Here is an 18,998-nt window from a genome sequence, read left to right on the forward strand (position 1 = left end):
GGTAACCGATATAAATTCAGTCCACCCCTTGCCCCAGCATCACGCCGTTGATGACCTTGCCATACAGGTTTACACCATCATCGGCGTGGTACTTGTCGCGGGTTTTCTCGATGGAGCCGTCGATCAGCCGAGGGTCCTGCGGGCGCTCGTGGCTGTTCATGTAGGCCGCCACATGCCAGGCATCGGCATCGCTGAGCGTACCGCCCTTGCCCAGCGGCATGTTGTGAAGGATGAAGCCGGCGGCGGTGTTGATACGGTGCATGCCCGCCCCCCAATTGTAGGAGTCCTTGCCCCATAGCGGCGGCAGGACATAGTCCTTGCCGACTTTCTGCCCCTCTCCGTTATCGCCATGACAAACCGCGCATTGCTGCTGATAGACCTGCTCGCCACGGGCCAGGTCATAGCCACCCGCCGGTTCCTGCACCACTGGATATAGCCGCCCCGGTAGCGTCTTGCCCACCGGGGCACCGGTCGCCAGCCAGTACGAATAGGCCGTGATGGCGTTGATGATGTGGCTGTCCACCGCTGGCGCGGTGCCGTTCATGCTGAACTGGAAGCAGCCCTGGATACGCTCGGCGAAGCTGTTGACCTTGTCGTTCTTCTTTCGATAAGCCGGATACATGGTGTAGGCACCCCACAACGGCGCCGAGTTGGCCTTGCGCCCCTGATCCAGATGGCAGTTGGTGCAGTTCATGCCGTTGCCGACATACTCGCTCGCCTGGTTGCGGGTATCGACGAAGATCGCTCGTCCCTCACGTACCAGCTGGCCGAATCCATCGTTGGGCAGGTCTTTCTCATGCGGAGGCTGAAACCACTCGCTGTGTTCGGCCTTGGCCGGCGCTGCGGATAGCTGACTCTGGTCCTCCATGGCGATGGTCGCGGCATGGGCGGTGGCAGCGTTGGCCAGGCAAAGCGCGAACGGGATCAGGTGTTTCATCGGGCACCTCCGACAGGCAGGCCGGCAAAGTAGTCGGACACGGCTTGGATTTCTTCTTCGTTGAGGGCCTTGGCGATATGCCCCATCAGATCGTTTGGATCATTGCGACGCACGCCCTTCTGCCAGTCGCGCAACTGGTTTACCAGATACAGCGCCGGCTGCCCGGCCAGCGGCGGGAAGGTATTGCCAACACCTACGCCGCCTGGCCCGTGACAGGACACGCACTCGGGGATATTGCGTTCCCAGGCGCCACGTAAAGCCAGACGCGCACCAAGATCTTCGGCCGCTGAGGCACGGCTGGGTCTTGCGTATTGTGTCGTTGGTAAAGCGGCGAAGAACCTTGTAACAGACTGAATATCCTGATCACTCAGCCCGGCCGCGAACTGCTGCATGTATGGGTTAAAACGCTTGCCGGCCTTGAAATCATAAAGCTGCTTGCTTAAGTAATCAGCAGACAGCCCGGCCAGCCGCGGAAATCCGGCAGCCGCAACGCCCATCAAAGCCTCGCCGTGACAGCCCGTACAGGTCAACATCACCTGACTGACACCACCATGCTGCGCAATCGGCAGTGGCTCGGAGGCGAACGCGCCGCCACTCAATGCGATACATAATCCCAACAGGTTTAAACGAGAGACTCTCATGGGCATTCTCAACAATTGTTGTTATCAGGCTTTTCTAGGCGCACAACCCAGGCTGCACGCCGACACTCAGGGCTTGGCAGAGCCCATGATGGTTTCCAGCATGTCCGGACGTGGCGCACCGTTCTGCTGCTGCAGACGGCCCGCATCATCGAGGTAGTAGATGGCCGGCGTCGCGGAGGCACCCATTTCGTCCATCAGCTCCATGTTGGCGTTCAGTTGCTCCGTGATCTTTTCGGGGATCTTGCCCAGCGGTTTGAGCGTGCTTTCGCGTCCGGCCGATTCATGCTCGCCGAGCGCCTTGCGCTGATCACTGGCAGCGAGCAGCGCCGCCGCCTTGCCGGGGCTGTCCGGGCGCAGCATGCCGACCATGACGTGGCGTACCTGCACACGCCCGGCCTCGACCCAAGGCCGCGCCTGACGCCAGAACATGTTGCAGTAAGGGCAGTTGGGGTCGGAGAACATGTAAACGACGCGTGGTGCCTTGTCGTCGCCGTCAGCGATCCAGGTGCTGTCTTGCAACTGCTGCCACATCTCCTGCCCCAGCGGCTGATAGACCAGACGCTCCAGTGGCTCCTTGGTCAGGTCCTCACCCTTGGCATCGAGCAAGGTACCGATCAGCACATGCTCACCATCGGCCGTCAGGTACAGCGCCAGCCCCTGGCCGTTGTAGCGCGCGGCATAGCCCTTGAGTCCACCAGGCGCGTCGAAGCTACCCACTACCTTGGCCCCACGGCCTTCGACAGCCTTGATCGCCGCAGGCAGCTCATCGGCCTGGGCCAGTGGCGTCAGCAACAAGCCGAGCAAGGCTAGAGACTTGATTGAGTTCATGATCATTCGTCCGTCTTCAGGGTTTCCAGGGCCCGGGCCAGGCTGGCGCGGGACAGTTCACCGAGGTGGCTGCCAACCTGGCGACCCTCGGCGTCGTAGAACAAGGTGGTGGGCAGCGCCCGTGAGCCGACCAGTTGCCCGAGGCGGCCGCCACTGTCGAGCAGCACGTTGTCCAGTTGCAGCGCCTGGCTAGTGAGAAAGGCACTGACCTCTCCAGCACCCTCGCCCTGGTTGGCGAAGACGAAGGTCACACCCGGATGCTCACGCTGCGCCTCGGCCAGTAGCGGCATCTCCCGCCGGCAAGGTGGGCACCAGGTCGCCCAGAGATTGATCACCATGGGTTGGCCAAGCTGTTCGCGCAGCAGCACCGACCGCCCCTGGACATCGCGCAGGGCCAGTTCCGGCAGCCGTGTGCCCTGCTCCAGCGTGTGCAGCACCAGGCTGCCCATGCCCCAGATCAGCAGCCCCGTGGCCATGCCACCGCCCAGCGCCACACGCAACTGCGCGTGACGCCACAGATACCAGGCGCCCAGCAGCCCAGCCGCCAGCACACCGCCCCAGGCGATGAAGCCACCATCGCGGATGTCGATCACGCGCCAGGGTGCATCCTGGTAATGCTCGAAATACAGCGCAACGAAAGCCAGGCGCGCCCCCAGCAAGGCGGCCAGCAGCAAGCGAAAGATCAGTTTTTCCGGATTGACCTGGCGCTTGCGCCCCAGCCACCAGCCGACCAGGGTCGCCAGCAGCAGGCTCACCAACAGCAATACATGGCCGACGCCCAGCGCCAGCGGACCTACACCTATCGTCAACATCAACCACGCTCCATCGTGCTATCCCAGACCCGCAGAAACTGCTGTGCATCCGCCTCGCCGGTGATGCGCTGCTGGCGCCTCTCCTCGCCGTCCGGGCCGATCAGCAGCAGGGTCGGCGGCCCCAGTACCTGATAACGGCTGAGCAGTTCACCGCTCGCCGACCCCGGCGCGGTGACATCCAGACGCAGCTTGCGCGCATCGGCCAGGCGCGCCTGCACCTCGGTGTTGCCGAATACCTCGCGCTCCATGACCTTGCACGACACGCACCAGTCCGCGTAGTAATCCACCAGCACCCATTGTCCCTGCGCCTTGGCTTCATCCAGTTCGCGCTGCAGGTGTTCGGGCTCGCGCACATCGACGAAGCTGGCCGTGCGTACCTCGCCCTGGGGCGCAGCGACAACAGTGAACACCCCCAACGGGCGCAAAGGATCGCTGCCGCCGGCAGCCGCGCCCAGCAGCATCGCCACGCCCCACAATCCGAGTAACGCCGCACCGGCATGGGCCAGCGCACGCTGCGCCTGTAACTGCACAGCCAGGTGCACGAGGCTGCTAGCCGCGAGGATCAGCCAGGCGCCGCTCAGCGCCAGCCAGATCGACTCGGCCAGCAGTGGTCGCAGCAGATAAAGCGCCGTGGCCAGGAAGAGAAAACCGAACACCGCCTTGACCCGCTCCATCCACAGCCCCGGCTTGGGCAGCAGGCGATTGCCCAGCGTTACCAGCAGCACCAGCGGCGTACCGATGCCCAGCCCCAGCGCGAACAGCACCAGGCCGCCCTGCAACAGGTCGCCACTCTGCCCGATGAACAGCAAGGCAGCCGCCAGCGGTGCAGTCATGCAGGGGCCGACCAGCAGACCAGAGAGCACGCCGAGCAAAGCGGCCCCCACCAGGCTACCGCCCTGCTGCCCGCGCCCGACCCGCTCCAGGCGATCCCGCAGCGCAGCCGGCAATTGCAACTCGAAGAAACCGAACATCGGCAGCGCCAACAGCACGAACAGCGCCGCGAACGAGGCGATCAACCAGGGTTGCTGCAACAGACTCTGCAGATTGGCGCCGAGCGCTGCCGCCAGTACGCCGAGCAGCGCATAGACCAGCGCCATGCTCAGCGCATAACTACCCGCCAGGGCAAAGCCACGTGATGGCGAAGCGCGGCTACCCACCACGATACCCGCAAGAATCGGCAGCATCGGCAGTGAACAAGGGGTGAACGCCAGCAGCAGGCCCAGGCCGAAGAACACTGCCATGCTCAGCCACAGCGCCTGCTGCTGCAGACCATCGAGCAAGGCCAGGTCATCGGCCCGACCGGCTTCGGTGGCGCCAGTACCACCAAGATCGAGCATCCGGGTCTGCGGTGGGTAACACAGACCGGCATCGGCACAGCCTTGCCACTGCACCTGGATACGCCCGCGCGCCTCGGCTGGCAGGGTCAGTTGCAGGCGCTCACGATAGATCTGCGAGGCACCGAAATATTCGTCCTCATGAGCCAGGCCCGGCGGTAGCTCTGGCGCCTGCTCATCGGTCAGGCCAGTGAACTTGAGCCGTTGCTGATACAGGTAGTAACCAGGCGCTATGTCCCAGCTCAGCGTCGTTTCACCTTCGCTCTGCTGCTGCACGTCGAGCACGAATGCCTGCTCGGCAGCGAGAAAGTCATCGCCCGAGCGCAGGCCGTCGATGGGCAACGAGGCAAACGCGGCGCTACAGAACAGACTGAGGAGAACAACGAGCAAACGCATGACGACACCGCGCAACTGAGGAGATGTCGAGGATGCCAAAGTGCAATTAACAGCCGATTAACAGCCCGCCAATCAGCGCCAATAATCCTGCCTTAATCGCGATGAGCGATACTGTCGACTCGCCCTCTGCCGCCACTACCGCCCATGCATGTTCTGCTTACCGAAGACAACTCGCTGATCGCCAGCGGCGTGATCGCCGGCCTGCAAGCCCAGGGGTTCACCGTCGCCCATGCGGCCAGTGCGGCGGCGACGCAAAGCCTGTTGCAGCACAGCCATTTCGACCTGCTGATTCTCGACCTCGGCCTGCCCGACGAAGACGGCCTGGCCTTGCTGCAACGCCTGCGCCGCGACGGCATGGCACTGCCGGTACTGATCCTCACCGCACGCGACGCCATCGCCGAGCGGGTTGCTGGTCTGCAGGCCGGCGCCGACGACTACCTGACCAAACCCTTCGATCTGCGCGAGCTGGCTGCCCGCCTGCACGCCCTGCTGCGCCGCGCCGCAGGCCGGACCACGCACCTGATCGATCACGGGCCATTGCAGTACGACCCGACCACCTGTGCGGTGAGTCTTTGCGGCCAGCCCATCGATCTTTCGCGCCGCGAACAGGCGCTGTTGCAGGCGTTGCTGCAGAATCCGGGGCGCATCCTCAGCAGCGAACACCTCAAGGACTCGGTCTACGGCCTCGATGACGAGGTCGAGAGCAACGCCCTCAACGTGCATATCCATCACCTGCGGCGAAAGCTCGGCAACGGCATCGTAGAAACCGTGCGCGGCCTGGGCTATCGCCTCGGCCCTGCCGGGCATGAGGGGCAGCAGCCATGACCTTGCGTCTGCGCCTTACCCTGGGCCTTGGCGCCGCCTTCGTCCTGCTCTGGTCGCTGGCCGCGACCTGGATGCTCTATGACTTGCGCAACCAGCTAATGCAGTCGCTCGACGAACGCCTGGCCGCCTCCGCGCGCATGGTTGCGGGCTTGCTGGTGCAACTACCGCAGGCACGCACGGCCAATGATGGCGTGCCACATTTGAGCGCAGAACAGTTGGGTATTCCCAACGGTCTGGCCTGCCAGATCAGCTCGCTGCGCGGCGAGGTACTGGCGCGCAGCCATTCGACCCCGGACGACCTGCTCGACGCGGGTCAGAAAGGTTTTCGCGACCAGATCATCGGTGACCGCCCCTGGCGCAGCTTCACCCTGATCCAGGGTGATCTGCGCATTACCACGGCCGATCGCCTGGATGAGCGCGCCACGCTGAAACGCTCGATCCTGCTGGCTGCGGCGCTGCCCGTCGTAGTCGCCCTGCTCGGTAGCCTGGCCTTGCTGTGGATCGGGCTCGGTCGCGGCCTGGCGCCACTGGAACGCATCCGCGCCGCACTCGCCGGGCGCAGCGCCAATACCAGCGAGCCGCTGCCCTTGACCGGTCTATCGGCAGAACTGGCGCCCCTGGTAGAGGCGCAGAACCAACTGTTCCAACGCATCGGCGACACCCTGGAGCGCGAACGCAGGTTGACCGACGACGCCGCACACGAACTGCGCAGCCCGCTGACGGCGGTGAAAACCCATCTGCAAGTGGCGGCAATGACCGAGGGCGACAACGCACGCACGGCCATCGCCATGGCCGAACAGGGCGCCGACCACCTGCAACGCATCCTCGAACAGTTACTGATGCTGGCACGGGTCGAGGGCAACCTGCCGTTCGATGAAGGCCTACCCTGCCGGCCGTTGCAGATCGCTCGTCAGGCCATCGCCGATGCCACGCAGAAAAGCGGTGCGGCAATCGAGCTGAGCTGCGCCGACGATCTGCCCGAACGCTGTCTGGCGATGCCACCGGCCCTGGCCATCGCGGCATTGCGCAATCTGCTGGAAAACGCCCGCCGCCACACCAAAGCAGGAACCTCGGTGTCTCTGCACATAGCCCTTGATGGCCCGCATGGCGTGCTGTTCAAGGTACGCGACCAAGGACCAGGCATTACCCCTGAACGCCTGCAGCGTTTCACCGAGCGCTTCTGGCGCAGCGCCGACAGCGACGGCAGCGGCCTTGGCCTTTCCATCGTCAAGGCCATCGCTGAACGTTGCGGCTGCACCCTGCAGTTCATCGCCCATGGCGATGGCCTGGAAGTGCAACTGGGCGCAGCGCTACGCCGCGAAACACCCTGAGCCCTCACTTGCGCGGCTTGGCCCGCGCAGTGGGCTCGGCAATCAAGGGATCGTCCGGCCAGTAGTGCTTCGGATACCGGCCTTTCAAATCCTTCTTCACATCCAGATAGGTGTTGGCCCAGAAGAATGGTCGTTGCTTCGTTGAAATACTCCAAGTGCCAGAAGTGCTGTGCTGGCACTTCTGGCACGGGAAAATATACTCGGAGTGAGCAGCACTCGCTGCCGGCGATGAATATTCTAGCTCTACGGTCTGCTGCTAAAGCCGGTGCTGGTGCGCATCAGCAGGCTGCGTTAAAGGCAACACGATACTTAACGTGCTGGCTTGTCCATCGATGAAAGCAACGCGGCCACCGGAGTTCTCCACGATACGGCGCACGATGGCCAGGCCAAGCCCCGTCCCCTCACTGCCCTGGCGCCCCTTGCTGAAACGCTGGAACATTGCTTCCCGCTGATCTTGTGCGACCCCCTCACCCTGATCGCAAACCTCAATGACGACATTCCCGGCGGACTTCCGCCCCCGCACCCGGACTGTCCCTGCGCCATGCAGCAGGGCATTCTCCAGCACGTTGAGCATCACCTCGCGTAATTCATCGTGATTACCCCGGCAAACCAAGCCATCCTCAACGTCAACGCTCAGCTCACGATCCCTGGCCTCGAACAAGGGCAGCATGCTCGCCACCGACTCACGGATCACACGTGACACGCGACTCGTCTGCTCGCCCCTCTGCTGCGTACCCGCCATTCCCTCCTGACGCGCCAGTTCGAGCAGTTGCCCGACCAAACGACGCATCTGACGCATTTCACCCTCCAAGGCCGGCCAATCCGGGCGTTCACTCTCGCGAGCCTCCTGCATGCGCAGGTCGAGCACCGTCAGTGGCGTGCGCAGTTCGTGAGCCGCATCCGCCACGAAACGACGTTCACCAGCAAAGGCCTCAGCCAGACGATCGAGTGCTCGATTGGCCGCTTCGGCTAAGGGCCGGATTTCCACGGGCAAATTGGTGAGAGGGATGCGTCGGTTCAACTCCCCGGGCCCAATGGAAGCAGCCAGATCGGCAGCACGCCTCACCGGGCGCAACGTCCAGTTGAGTAACCAGAGGATCAACAGCACTGACAACAGACCCAGCGGCAGCATGATCAAGAGGCTCTGCCGTAGACGTTCGAGCAGCAGACGATCAATCGTCCCGCGCTCTTTCGCATCGTTGCGCGTCACCATCAACGTCGCACCATCAGGCAGGCGCACCGGAACATTGATCACACGCCCACCGATTGGGCTCCAGCGCCACCAGCGACTTCCCTGCTCCAACATGGCAGTACGCAAACGGCTTGGTCGATCCAGGTTTTCCGAGAACCACAGCACTTCTCCCTGCGCCGAATAAAGGGTGTAGCCCAATGGCTCTCCGGCATAACTGAGCGGCAGCCGGCTCATGTCTCTCTCGTCCCGTATCCCCTCTGTGACGGCATGCGCCTGAAGCTCCAGCATCGTCCTTCGCAGCTCGTCACGGGTGCCATAGAGGTGAATCGCCAGGTTGCCGAAGCCCAATGCGAACACCAGCAACAGAGCAACCAGGATGCGCAGGCGCAAGCTTCTCCGCGTCGGATTAGTTCTCTCCCCCGTCAGGTTGGCGTCAGCGATCGCTGGCATAGTCGCCGCCCACAATAATGAGATCACTTATCATTTGTATTATCCATTAAGGGGAGTTCAGCAATAATGTCTATGCGACATGCCAATCGTCTACTGGGTTTTCGTCCTACGGTTCTCGCCGCGGCCATTTCGCTGGCACCAGCAATCGGATACGCCGCTGAGGGTACAGAGGCGCTGAACCTCAAAGACGTAGTCGTCACAGCATCTGGTTACGAGCAACAGTTGATCGAGGCCCCAGCCTCGATCACGGTCATCACCAAGGAGCAACTGGAAGGTAAGTACTACCGCGACGTCACCGACGCCCTACAGGACATTCCCGGCGTATCTATCGAAGGTGGCGCAGGCGGAAAGCTGGAGAGCACGTCGATCAACATCCGTGGTCTGGGTGAGGCCTACACGCTGTTCATGGTCGACGGCAAACCACTGGGTTCCTCAGGTGAGGCCTACTACAACGGTTTCGGCAGTGCGACTCAGTTCGGCTGGCTGCCGCCGATGTCGGCCATCGAACGTATCGAGGTGATTCGCGGCCCGATGTCTTCTTTGTACGGCTCCAGCGCCCTGGCTGGCGTGATCAATATCATTACCAAGAAGACCACAGCTGCGAGTTGGTCCGGCCAGATCAGCTATGACCACCTGCTACATGAAGATGACGCCGCCGGCACGGCGGGACAGACTCGCTATTACCTGAGCGGTCCGCTGGTCCAGGAGCATCTGGCCCTGAGCCTCTATGGCTCGCGCTACAAGCGCGACGAGGACGACATTGTCGGTGGTTACCCCGAGAAGACCAGCGAGAACAATACCGCCAAACTCGATTTCGTCCTGAACGACATGCACAGCTTCCAGCTGGAAGCCGGTCGTGCCAAGAGCGACAACCTCAAGACCGAGATCAGTGGTGCCCCTGGTGAGATGAACAATGACCGGACCCACTACGGCATCACCCATGATCTGAACTGGGGCAACGGCTTCCGCACCACCACGTTCGCGACCCAGGCTCGCGAACAGATCGAGAACGGCAGCTCGGAATCCGAGTACAGCGACGACCTGATCAACAGCAAGACCTTCATCCCGCTAGAACGCCACACCATCACCCTGGGCGGTGAGTACAAATGGGAAACCATCGATCATGACCAGGGCCGCTTTTACGGTGCCGATATGACACTGGAGCGTTGGCAGCGCGCCCTGTTCGTTGAAGATGAGTACGCACTGACCGACGCATTCTCGGTAACAGCTGGTCTGCGTTTCGATGAGAACGAACACTACGGCGAAGAAATCATTCCTCGCCTCTATGGCGTGTACCGCCTGAGTGACGAGTGGGTGCTCAAGGGCGGAGTCAGCGGTGGCTACAAGGCGCCTTCATTGAAGCAGGCCGACTCCAGCATTGTCGAGAATGCCGGCCGTGGCCGCTCTTATGACATGGGCAACTCGGATCTCAAGCCGGAAAGCAGTATCAACTACGAGATGGCTTTGATGTGGGATGCGGACAACGGTATCCAGTCCGGCGTCACCGTGTTCTTCACCGAGTTCGAGGACAAGATCGGTAAAAAATTGTGGTGCACCAGCCCGGCCAACAACCCGAGCTGCACCGTCAACGGCATCGCGCCGCGGCAGACCATCAACCAGTACGTGAACCAGGATCAGGCCGAATTGCGCGGCATAGAAGCATTCTTCAACGTGCCATTGAGCGCCTCAGTGGACCTGCGCACCAACTACACCTTCTCCGACAGCGAGATCACGGAGTCCGAAGCCTCGCCAGAGGACGTCGGCAAACCCTTCAACAACCTGCCCAAGCACATGTTCAACGTTGGCCTGGACTGGCGTGCCACCGATGCCCTGAACTTCTGGACAAAGGCCCGCTACAAGAGCGAGACCGTTTCGGACGAAGACCTGGAGCGACGCCCAGCCTATACCCTGGTCGATCTCGGCGGGCTGTACCGGGTCAGCAAGCACATGAACGTCTATGCCGGTCTGTACAACGTCTTCGACAAGGAAATTTCCAGCGAGGAATACGGCAAGACCCTGGACGGACGTCGTTTGAATCTGGGCGTCGCGCTGAGCTTCTGAGCAGTCACCCTGCGTTAAGAGTCAGGCGATAGCCCAGCCCACGCAGGGTCTCGATGCCGCTGTCGGCACCGGCATCCGCCAGCTTGCGCCGCAAGCGTGAAACCAACGCCTCGATGGCATTGGGTGTGACGGCCTCGCTGAGCGCATACAGGCGCTCCTCGAGGTGGTCCTTGATCACCACGCGCGGCACATTACGCAATAACTCCTCAAGCAGGGCCAGTTCACGTTTGGACAACAGCAAAGGGCATGTCCCCACGCAGACGTCTCGACTGTCCTGGCACAGGCTGAGATTTCCCAGTTGCAGGCGGCGCTCGCGGCGCGATCCAGGGCGTCGAAGAACAGCGCGCAAGCGCGCCTGTAACTCAGCCATCTCGAACGGCTTGAGCAGGAAGTCATCGGCTCCCGCATCAAGCCCGGCAACGCGCCTTTCAAGCGCATCGTTGGCCGTGAGGATGATGCAGGGCAGATCGTTGTTGCGGGTCGCAGAACGTGCAGCCAGGAGCGACAGGCCATCCATGTCGGGCAGGCCGAGGTCAAGAATCATCGCGTCATAGCGGCTCAGCTCCAGCATCGCCTGAGCCTGCCGCCCGCGCTCTGCGATATCGACCACAAAGCCGGTGCGCTGCAGGTGGCGCTGTAACAGTTCACCCAACGCCGGATGGTCTTCAACGACAAGCAATTTCATGACATGCACCGTGCGCTTGTCAGCCTTCGGTCAGCAAAGGCTGGGATAGTGAGAGCATCTTAGGACTAAATCATTATGATTAGCATTATCATAAATATACAAACGTATTTCGCTTCCCAAGGCCTCACAATCAGTCGGTGGGGCTGCTAATGGCACGTACTCATTCGTCTGAGAACGCCTTCCGCTATCGTCTGACGATTGCAGCCCGAACACTGCTCGCAGTCCTGGGGGGCTACGGCTTTGCCGCTCTGTGCTGCGCCAGTCTGGCCCTGGCACTGCCCCTGCCAAAACCGCAGGCGGTGCTCGCCGCCACGCAGCTGTCCTTCGCGCTGTACTGCGCCTTGGCGATATGGGCCTTCAGCGCCAAAAGTGTGCGACGTGCCTGGTGCGTGGCGACGCTGCTGTGTGCCATCCCTGCCGCACATCTGCTGATGCGGAGCGCCAACGTATGAAGCCATTGGCCTTCCGCCAGGCGAATGCCTGGCTGCACACCTGGACCGGCCTGCTGCTTGGCTGGCTGCTCTACGCCATATTCCTCACCGGAACGCTGAGCTTCTTTCAGGAAGAGATCAGTTACTGGATGAAGCCTGAGCTGCACACCGCTGGCCCAAGGGACGACAGCGCCAGACTTGCATTGGCGCAGTTGGAGAAGCACGCGCCTGATGCCGCGCAATGGAACGTAAGCCTGCCCGGACCACGCAATGCGGCATTGCAGATCCAGTGGTTCGAGCCGGGCGAACGCATCGGCAAGGGCGGCGGGCAGCGCCTGACGCTGGATACGAGCAGCGGCGAACCTGTGCAGGTGCGCGAAACACGCGGTGGTAGCTTCCTCTACCGCTTTCACTTCGAGCTCTACGCCATGCCTCGCGAGGTGGCGCGCTGGATAGTCGGTATCGCGACCATGCTGATGCTGGTCGCCATCGTCAGCGGCGTGATCACCCACAAAAAGATCTTCAAGGACTTCTTCACATTCCGACCAGCCAAGGGACAACGCTCCTGGTTAGATGCTCACAACGTAACCGCGGTGCTCGCCCTGCCCTTTCATTTCATGATCACCTACAGCGGCTTACTGCTGCTGATGTTCATGCTCATGCCCTGGGGCGTCGAAAGCGCGTACCAGGGTGATCGTCAGGCGTTCTTCAGCGAAGCCGGTGGTCGCGGAGGCGGTGGTCGGGGAGCCCCAATCGATGCGCCGCGACAACCAGTCAAACCGGCGCAGATGACCGATCTCGCTCCCCTTCTTGCCCATGCTCAACAGCGCTGGCCGCAGGGTATCGCCAGCCTCTCGATCTCCGCCCCCAATACCGAGCGAGCCGTGGTCGAACTGCGACAGCGCGGTGGCGACAGCCTGCTCGAACGCGGCAATGGCGAGCGTTTGCGCTTCAACGGCGTGACTGGTGCAGCCATGAACGCCCCCAAGGCGACACCAACGCCAGCAGCAAGCGCTGTCTACAACGTATTTACCAGCTTGCACCTGATCCGCTTCGCGGGGCCACCGCTGCGCTGGATGTTCTTTCTCAGCGGCCTGCTGGGTACGGCCATGATAGCCACCGGGCTGGTGCTATGGGTGGTAAAACGCCTGCCTGAGCGCAAGAAGCTGAGCGGTACCCCGTTCGGTCATCGCCTGGTCGAAATGCTCAACGTAGGCTGCATTGCCGGCCTGCCAGTGGCTATCGCCGCCTACTTCTGGGCCAACCGCCTTTTGCCAGCAGGGCTGGAGCAACGGGCCGACTGGGAGATTCGGTGCTTCTTCATCGCATGGGCCCTTTGCCTGCTGCATCCCCTGCTGCGCTCGCACAAGCGTGCCTGGCTCGAGCAGACCAGCTTTGCCGCATTGCTGTTCGGTGGCCTGCCCTTCTTTGCTCTGCTCCAACCAAGCAGCAGCCTGATAACGACAGTGAGCCAGGGCCACTGGTTACTTGCCGGTATGGATCTGGCCCTGCTGGCCAGTGCTGCCCTGCTAGCCCTGGCGACCTGGCATATCGCCCGTCACCAAGCCATGCCGAGCAAACTGCGCCTGACGCGCAAAGTAACTCAGGAGGCCGCAGCATGATCGTGCTTTGCCTTGCCTTGTGCTTCAGCGGTTTCGGCTCGCTGTGTCTTGGAGTCGATCGTCATCATGAGCAGGTATACGGACATAAACCTGCTCCCCTCAGGCGCCAACTGCTGCGCCTGCTTGGCTGGCTGCTTTTGGCTAGTGCTGCTGTACCCGCGATCTTCGCGCTCGGCACCTCGATAGGACTGGCGCTGTGGGCATCGGTGCTGAGCCTTGCTGCCTTTGCCCAGATAACGCTGCTCAGTTATCGACCCAACCTGGTCCCGGCGCTGAGCATTGGTGCCCCGCCGCTCGCCCTTTTCCTACACCTCATCTGATGGAGTTTCCCAATGCGTATCTTTTTACTCGCCAGCCTTTTGCTGGCCCCCCTCGCTGCCCAAGCACACACCTTTCTGGTCAAGCCCGAGCAAACGGACGATCAGCTATCGATAGCGGTGCTGATGACGGAGAAACTCTTCCAGGGCGAACGCCTACTCAGTAGCGGCGATGTCAGCCTGCGCTTACTTAGCGCAGAAGGACAACAAGACATCACCTTACACGCCGACGAAACAGCCAAAGCCCTCATCGGCGAGATCCCGGCGCCGGCCAGCAGTGCCATCGCCGTCGCACGTAGCGCCCCGCGCTATCGCGCCATTGAGAAAGGTCAACAGACCAAAGACCCGGCCAAGACGCTGCGTATAGAAGCCTTCGCCAAGGCGCTGATCAACCCGCAAGGTTCGGGAGAGGCCTACACCATGCGCGCGGGTGATCGACTGGAACTGGCCCCGCTGGATAACCCTGCACACCTGAGCTCAGGCGATACCCTGCGCGTGATAGTGCTGTTCGATGGCCAGCCATTGGCCAATGCCCGAGTGGCTGCCATGGCACCACAGCAGGATCGCCTGGTGGCGCATACCGACGCCAATGGTGTCGCCAACCTGCAATTGCCTGCAGCTGGGTCGTGGGTCATTCGCAGTAGGCATCATATCGATGAAGTAGATGCGCGTAGCATACGTTACGAGGCCAATACCAGTATGCTTATTAAAATAAACCCAGAAGACACACTAGTTTCACAATGACCATCTTATCCAACCACTTCGCCTATTTACTGCCAGTTAAATAGGCCACACACTTTGCGGTCAAAAAAATAGGCAGCCATATGAATGGCTGCCTGCCTGAATTGCTTTCTGAATAAGACTATGGAATCAATTCAAGTCAAAGCGATCAGCATTCATAACTTTCGCCCATGCAGCAACGAAATCACTGATAAACTTTTCGTGGTTATCATCCTGAGCATAGACCTCAGCATAGGCACGCAGAATCGAATTGGAACCGAACACCAAGTCTGCACGCGTTGCTGTCCATTTCAACGCACCTGTTTTGCGATCACGGATCTCGTACAAATTGCGACCTGCCGGTTTCCACACGTTTGCCATATCGGTCAGGTTGACGAAAAAGTCATTGGTCAGCTGGCCTTCGCGGTCAGTAAATACTCCATGCTTGGTTCCACCATGGTTAGTACCCAGCATACGCATGCCACCAACTAGCACGGTCATTTCAGGCGCAGTCAGACCTAGTAGTTGGGTACGATCAAGCATCAACTCTTCCGCACTCACCGTATAGTCTTTCTTCATCCAGTTGCGATATCCATCGGCAACCGGCTCCAGCACCTCAAAGGATTCGACATCAGTCATCGCCTGGCTGGCATCACCACGGCCCGGCGTGAACGGTACGCTAATCGCAAAACCAGCCGCCTTGGCAGCATGCTCAATCCCCACATTACCCGCCAGCACTATTACATCAGCAACGCTAGCCCCCGTTTGTGCAGCGATGCCCTCCAGCACGGTAAGCACCTTAGCGAGACGCTCAGGCTCGTTGCCTTCCCAATCCTTTTGCGGAGTCAGGCGAATGCGTGCACCGTTTGCACCGCCACGCTTATCAGAGCCCCGGAAGGTTCGCGCGCTGTCCCAGGCGGTGCTGACCATTTCACTGATACTCAAACCACTGGCTGCAATCTTTGATTTTACTAGAGCAACGTCATAATCACGCCGACCAGCAGGAACTGGATCTTGCCAGATCAGATCTTCTTGTGGCGCCTCCGGTCCGATATACCGACTTTTCGGGCCCATATCTCGGTGAGTCAACTTAAACCAGGCACGAGCAAAAACATCCGAAAAGTACGCAGGATCCTTGTAGAACCGCTCGGAAATCTTGCGGTATTCAGGATCCATTTTCATGGCCATATCGGCATCAGTCATGATTGGGTTGTAGCGGATCGTTGGATCCTCCACGTCTACCGGCTTATCTTCTTCTTTGATATTAATGGGCTCCCATTGCCATGCTCCAGCGGGGCTCTTCTTTAGCTCCCAGTCATAGTTGAGCAGCAGATAGAAATAACCGTTATCCCACTGAGTAGGATGGGTGGTCCAAGCACCTTCAATACCGCTGGTCACCGTATCGCGGCCAATGCCCCGGGTAACATGGTTGTTCCAACCAAGGCCTTGCTCTTCAACATCTGCGGCTTCCGGTTCAGGACCAAGATTCTTGGCATTACCGTTACCATGGCATTTACCTACAGTGTGCCCACCTGCAGTAAGCGCAACGGTTTCTTCATCGTTCATTGCCATGCGAGCAAAGGTAACACGGACATCATGGGCGGTCTTAAGTGGATCAGGTTTGCCATCAACACCCTCAGGGTTGACATAGATAAGTCCCATCATGACTGCAGCCAATGGATTATCTAGGTCACGCTCGCCAGAGTAGCGGCTACCTTCACTACCAGTGGGGGCAAGCCATTCCTTTTCTGAGCCCCAGTAAGTGTCCTGCTCGGGATGCCAAATATCCTCACGACCAAAAGCAAAACCGAAGGTCTTCAGGCCCATGGACTCATAAGCCACGTTGCCAGCCAGCACGATCAAATCAGCCCAACTGATCTTGTTGCCGTACTTTTTCTTGATAGGCCAAAGTAGCCGACGCGCCTTGTCCAGATTGGCATTGTCCGGCCAAGAGTTCAGTGGAGCAAAACGCTGGTTACCGGTGCCGGCACCACCGCGCCCATCCGCAATCCGATAAGAACCTGCCGCATGCCAAGCCATTCGAATCATCAAACCGCCATAGTGCCCCCAATCAGCCGGCCACCAGTCCTGGCTGTCCGTCATCAGTGCGGTGAGATCACGCTTTAGAGCCGCCACGTCTAGTGTTTTGACGGCTTCTCGATAATCGAAGCCTTGCCCCAGCGGATTGGTCTTAGTGTCATGTTGGTGCAGGATTTCTAAATTCAGGGCGTTCGGCCACCACTCCATGTTCGACTTACCAACAGATGTATTGCCTCCGTGCATCACAGGACATTGACCTGCAGATTTCTGACTTTTCGGATCCATCTCATACTCCCAGGCTTTGTGTAAACCAGCACGCAACGTACGCCGCAAGCTGATCGGGTTCACAGTTGGCGCTTGGCCAACTGTTCATGATCGCCACTAACCATAGCTGAAAACGAGCGCATAGGTACTCCCCAGGGTATTCATACTTTCTATAAGCGCTGTAGGTTTTTTTATTACTTCGCCTACTGGCGGCGTCATTTGAGGAAATACTGCAGGCGAGAAAGCATGGCTTCTGGAATGCTGTGCCAGAGTAGGGATCATCGCGAGGGAAGGCCGATTGTGGCGGTTTTACGCTCTTTTGCAGCGGTGCTGCCTCGCGAATAGTCGCTCAAATCAACAAAAATGAGCGGAATAATTAAAACTCCGGGTTTCCGCAGTAGGTGTGTCTGCTCTCGCACAGCCCCCTAGGCCCGTCCCGCCAGAGCCATTCGTACACCGAAGCCAATCAGAATGGACGCAAACAGCCAGCGCTGGAGGGTTTGGGCCAGTGGTCGCTGTGCCAGCCAGCGGCTGAGCGCGGCGCCTGCAGAGGCGTATAGCAAATCGAAGCACAGCCCCGTGAATACCAGCACGATACCGAGAAGGGCAAATTGCCCGGCGACTGCGCTCTCCTCCGGGCGAATGAACTGCGGTAATAGAACCGAGCAGAACAGTAGTGCCTTGGGGTTGCTTATGTTGGTGATCAATCCCTTACACAATGAAGCGCGCCAGAGTTGCACATCACTGCGGCTGTTTCCTACAGGGCATGCTGCTATCAGTGACGGCGCCCGAAAGATCCTGATAGCCAGCCAGACCAGATAGGCGGCGCCCATAAGGCGCAGCACCTCGAAGATCTCGGGCGAAGACTTGAGCAACGCCCCCAGCCCCAACGCAGCTATCAGCACATGCGCGCCTCTGGCCAATCCCAGGCCAGCGGCAACAGCCATGGCATGAGCACGCCCTTGGGTAGCCGCAGTCTGCAACATCAGCACCATATCTGGGCCCGGTACCAGATAGACAACCACCAGCGCCCCGACAAACATCCATAAATCAGCCATCACGCCTCCCGCGACTTTCGCCTAGCAGCCAGATAAGTCATTACATATCAATCAGTTACAGATATTTATTGCGAGTCGCAAGATCATCACTTCTTTATATTCTTTTTTATTCTAAGCATAGAACCAAATAACAGTTACGCTCTAGCTTAAATGAATACCCCCACGGGTATAGCTCCGGAGTGTAATCATGCAGCCTCATGTAGAAGCTTTTTTCGACCCAGCAACTTACACCTACAGCTACGTCGTGACCGACCTGGCGAGCAAGCACTGCGCCATCATCGACTCGGTACTCGACTACGATCCCGCCGCGGGGCGTACTTCCTACAAGAGCGCGGATCGCCTGATTGCCTATGTGCGCGAGCAGCAACTGCAGGTGGACTGGCTGTTGGAAACCCATGTACACGCTGACCACCTCTCCGCTGCTCCCTACCTGAAACGCGAACTGGGCGGGACGCTGGCCATCGGCGAAAACATCACCATAGTTCAAGACACCTTTGGCAAGCTGTTCAACGCCGACGCCGAATTTGCTACCGACGGCCGTCAGTTCGATCACCTGTTCAAGGATGGAGATACCTTCAATCTGGGCAGTATTGAGGCCCGCGTCATCCATACCCCGGGCCATACCCCGGCGTGCATGACCTACTTGATCGGTGATGCCGGCTTTGTCGGCGATACCCTGTTCATGCCCGACTACGGCACCGCACGTTGCGATTTCCCCGGGGGTGATGCGCGCACGTTGTTTCAGTCGATTCGCAAGCTGTTTACCCTGCCCGACACAACGCGCCTGTTTATGTGCCACGACTACAAGGCACCGGGGCGTGATGACTTCCGCTACCAAACCAGCGTTGCTGAACAACGCGAGCTGAACGTGCATGTGCATGAAGGCATCAGCGAGGCTGACTTTGTTGCCATGCGCAGCGCCCGTGATGCCACCCTGGGCATGCCGACCCTGATTCTTCCGTCAGTGCAAGTGAACATGCGCGCCGGCCAATTGCCTCCCGCCGAGGACAACGGGACCCGTTACCTGAAAATCCCCCTCGACGTGCTCTGAGGA

General features: G+C 60.0%; 17 protein-coding genes and 1 pseudogene. 8 read left to right on the forward strand and 10 right to left on the reverse strand.

Going from position 1 to position 18,998, the window contains the following annotated elements; all coding sequences use genetic code 11:
• Nucleotides 1–16: 16 nt before the first annotated feature.
• From BM186_RS13235 to dsbD, 5 genes are all read right to left on the reverse strand, one after another.
• Nucleotides 17–937, reverse strand: a complete 921-nt coding sequence (locus BM186_RS13235) for a c-type cytochrome (protein ID WP_074915852.1) — start codon at nucleotides 935–937, stop codon at nucleotides 17–19.
• Nucleotides 934–1,578: a c-type cytochrome gene (locus tag BM186_RS13240; protein WP_074915854.1), complete on the reverse strand. Its 645-nt coding sequence runs from the start codon at nucleotides 1,576–1,578 to the stop codon at nucleotides 934–936. Before BM186_RS13240 ends, BM186_RS13235 begins: the two co-directional genes overlap by 4 nt.
• Before the next feature lie 66 nt (nucleotides 1,579–1,644).
• A complete protein-coding gene (dsbG, locus tag BM186_RS13245) occupies nucleotides 1,645–2,406 on the reverse strand; it encodes a thiol:disulfide interchange protein DsbG (protein WP_074916255.1) in 762 nt (253 codons plus the stop codon).
• A 2-nt stretch (nucleotides 2,407–2,408) separates the two neighbouring features.
• Entirely contained in the window at nucleotides 2,409–3,218 is an 810-nt protein-coding gene (locus tag BM186_RS13250) for a TlpA family protein disulfide reductase (RefSeq protein ID WP_074915856.1), read from the reverse strand.
• Nucleotides 3,218–4,948 carry a protein-disulfide reductase DsbD gene (gene dsbD / locus BM186_RS13255; protein WP_074915858.1) on the reverse strand — a complete coding sequence of 577 codons (1,731 nt, stop codon included), beginning with the start codon at nucleotides 4,946–4,948 and terminating at the stop codon, nucleotides 3,218–3,220. Before dsbD ends, BM186_RS13250 begins: the two co-directional genes overlap by 1 nt.
• 144 nt (nucleotides 4,949–5,092) lie before the next feature.
• Here dsbD and BM186_RS13260 point away from each other — a divergent pair, with 144 nt between their 5' ends.
• Together BM186_RS13260 and BM186_RS13265 are read left to right on the forward strand one after the other, a co-directional pair.
• On the forward strand, nucleotides 5,093–5,773 hold the full coding sequence (locus BM186_RS13260) for a response regulator (protein WP_074915860.1): 681 nt from the start codon (nucleotides 5,093–5,095) through the stop codon (nucleotides 5,771–5,773).
• Complete coding sequence (locus tag BM186_RS13265; protein ID WP_074915863.1) at nucleotides 5,770–7,104, forward strand: sensor histidine kinase; 1,335 nt, start codon at nucleotides 5,770–5,772, stop codon at nucleotides 7,102–7,104. The genes BM186_RS13260 and BM186_RS13265 overlap by 4 nt, the downstream gene beginning before the upstream one ends.
• 4 nt (nucleotides 7,105–7,108) lie before the next feature.
• Here the strand turns inward: BM186_RS13265 and BM186_RS26985 are convergent.
• Both BM186_RS26985 and BM186_RS13275 read right to left on the reverse strand, forming a co-directional pair.
• Nucleotides 7,109–7,252 (reverse strand): annotated as a pseudogene (locus BM186_RS26985) (ATP-dependent helicase C-terminal domain-containing protein); the annotation flags it as partial.
• Between the two features lie 108 nt (nucleotides 7,253–7,360).
• A complete protein-coding gene (locus BM186_RS13275; protein WP_240638177.1) occupies nucleotides 7,361–8,686 on the reverse strand; it encodes a sensor histidine kinase in 1,326 nt (441 codons plus the stop codon).
• Between the two features lie 126 nt (nucleotides 8,687–8,812).
• On the opposite strand from BM186_RS13275, the gene BM186_RS13280 reads away from it, so the two are divergent.
• Nucleotides 8,813–10,807, forward strand: coding sequence for a TonB-dependent receptor domain-containing protein (locus BM186_RS13280; protein WP_240638178.1), 1,995 nt, complete (start codon nucleotides 8,813–8,815; stop codon nucleotides 10,805–10,807).
• 4 nt (nucleotides 10,808–10,811) lie between these two features.
• On the opposite strand, the gene BM186_RS13285 is transcribed toward BM186_RS13280, so the two are convergent.
• Nucleotides 10,812–11,492, reverse strand: a complete 681-nt coding sequence (locus BM186_RS13285; protein WP_074915868.1) for a response regulator — start codon at nucleotides 11,490–11,492, stop codon at nucleotides 10,812–10,814.
• 149 nt (nucleotides 11,493–11,641) lie between these two features.
• Here BM186_RS13285 and BM186_RS13290 point away from each other — a divergent pair, with 149 nt between their 5' ends.
• From BM186_RS13290 to BM186_RS13305, 4 genes are read left to right on the forward strand one after another with little or no spacing between them, the layout of a single operon-like run.
• Nucleotides 11,642–11,944: a hypothetical protein gene (locus tag BM186_RS13290; RefSeq protein ID WP_074915870.1), complete on the forward strand. Its 303-nt coding sequence runs from the start codon at nucleotides 11,642–11,644 to the stop codon at nucleotides 11,942–11,944.
• Nucleotides 11,941–13,545, forward strand: coding sequence for a PepSY-associated TM helix domain-containing protein (locus BM186_RS13295; RefSeq protein ID WP_074915872.1), 1,605 nt, complete (start codon nucleotides 11,941–11,943; stop codon nucleotides 13,543–13,545). Before BM186_RS13290 ends, BM186_RS13295 begins: the two co-directional genes overlap by 4 nt.
• Entirely contained in the window at nucleotides 13,542–13,865 is a 324-nt protein-coding gene (locus BM186_RS13300) for a DUF3325 domain-containing protein (RefSeq protein ID WP_074915873.1), read from the forward strand. Before BM186_RS13295 ends, BM186_RS13300 begins: the two co-directional genes overlap by 4 nt.
• A gap of 12 nt (nucleotides 13,866–13,877) precedes the next feature.
• The gene (locus tag BM186_RS13305; RefSeq protein ID WP_074915875.1) at nucleotides 13,878–14,606 is read left to right on the forward strand and encodes a DUF4198 domain-containing protein; all 729 of its coding nucleotides are present in this window, start codon (nucleotides 13,878–13,880) and stop codon (nucleotides 14,604–14,606) included.
• A gap of 126 nt (nucleotides 14,607–14,732) precedes the next feature.
• Here BM186_RS13305 and katG read toward each other — a convergent pair whose 3' ends face one another.
• On the reverse strand, nucleotides 14,733–16,907 hold the full coding sequence (gene katG / locus BM186_RS13310) for a catalase/peroxidase HPI (RefSeq protein WP_074915877.1): 2,175 nt from the start codon (nucleotides 16,905–16,907) through the stop codon (nucleotides 14,733–14,735).
• A gap of 404 nt (nucleotides 16,908–17,311) precedes the next feature.
• Complete coding sequence (locus tag BM186_RS13315; protein ID WP_074915879.1) at nucleotides 17,312–17,944, reverse strand: LysE family translocator; 633 nt, start codon at nucleotides 17,942–17,944, stop codon at nucleotides 17,312–17,314.
• Between the two features lie 187 nt (nucleotides 17,945–18,131).
• Between BM186_RS13315 and BM186_RS13320 the strand changes: the two genes are divergently transcribed.
• Nucleotides 18,132–18,995, forward strand: coding sequence for an MBL fold metallo-hydrolase (locus BM186_RS13320; RefSeq protein ID WP_074915880.1), 864 nt, complete (start codon nucleotides 18,132–18,134; stop codon nucleotides 18,993–18,995).
• Nucleotides 18,996–18,998 lie beyond the last annotated feature (3 nt).

The sequence above is a fragment of the Ectopseudomonas toyotomiensis genome (assembly GCF_900115695.1).
GTDB classification, from domain to species: Bacteria; Pseudomonadota; Gammaproteobacteria; order Pseudomonadales; family Pseudomonadaceae; genus Aquipseudomonas; species Aquipseudomonas toyotomiensis.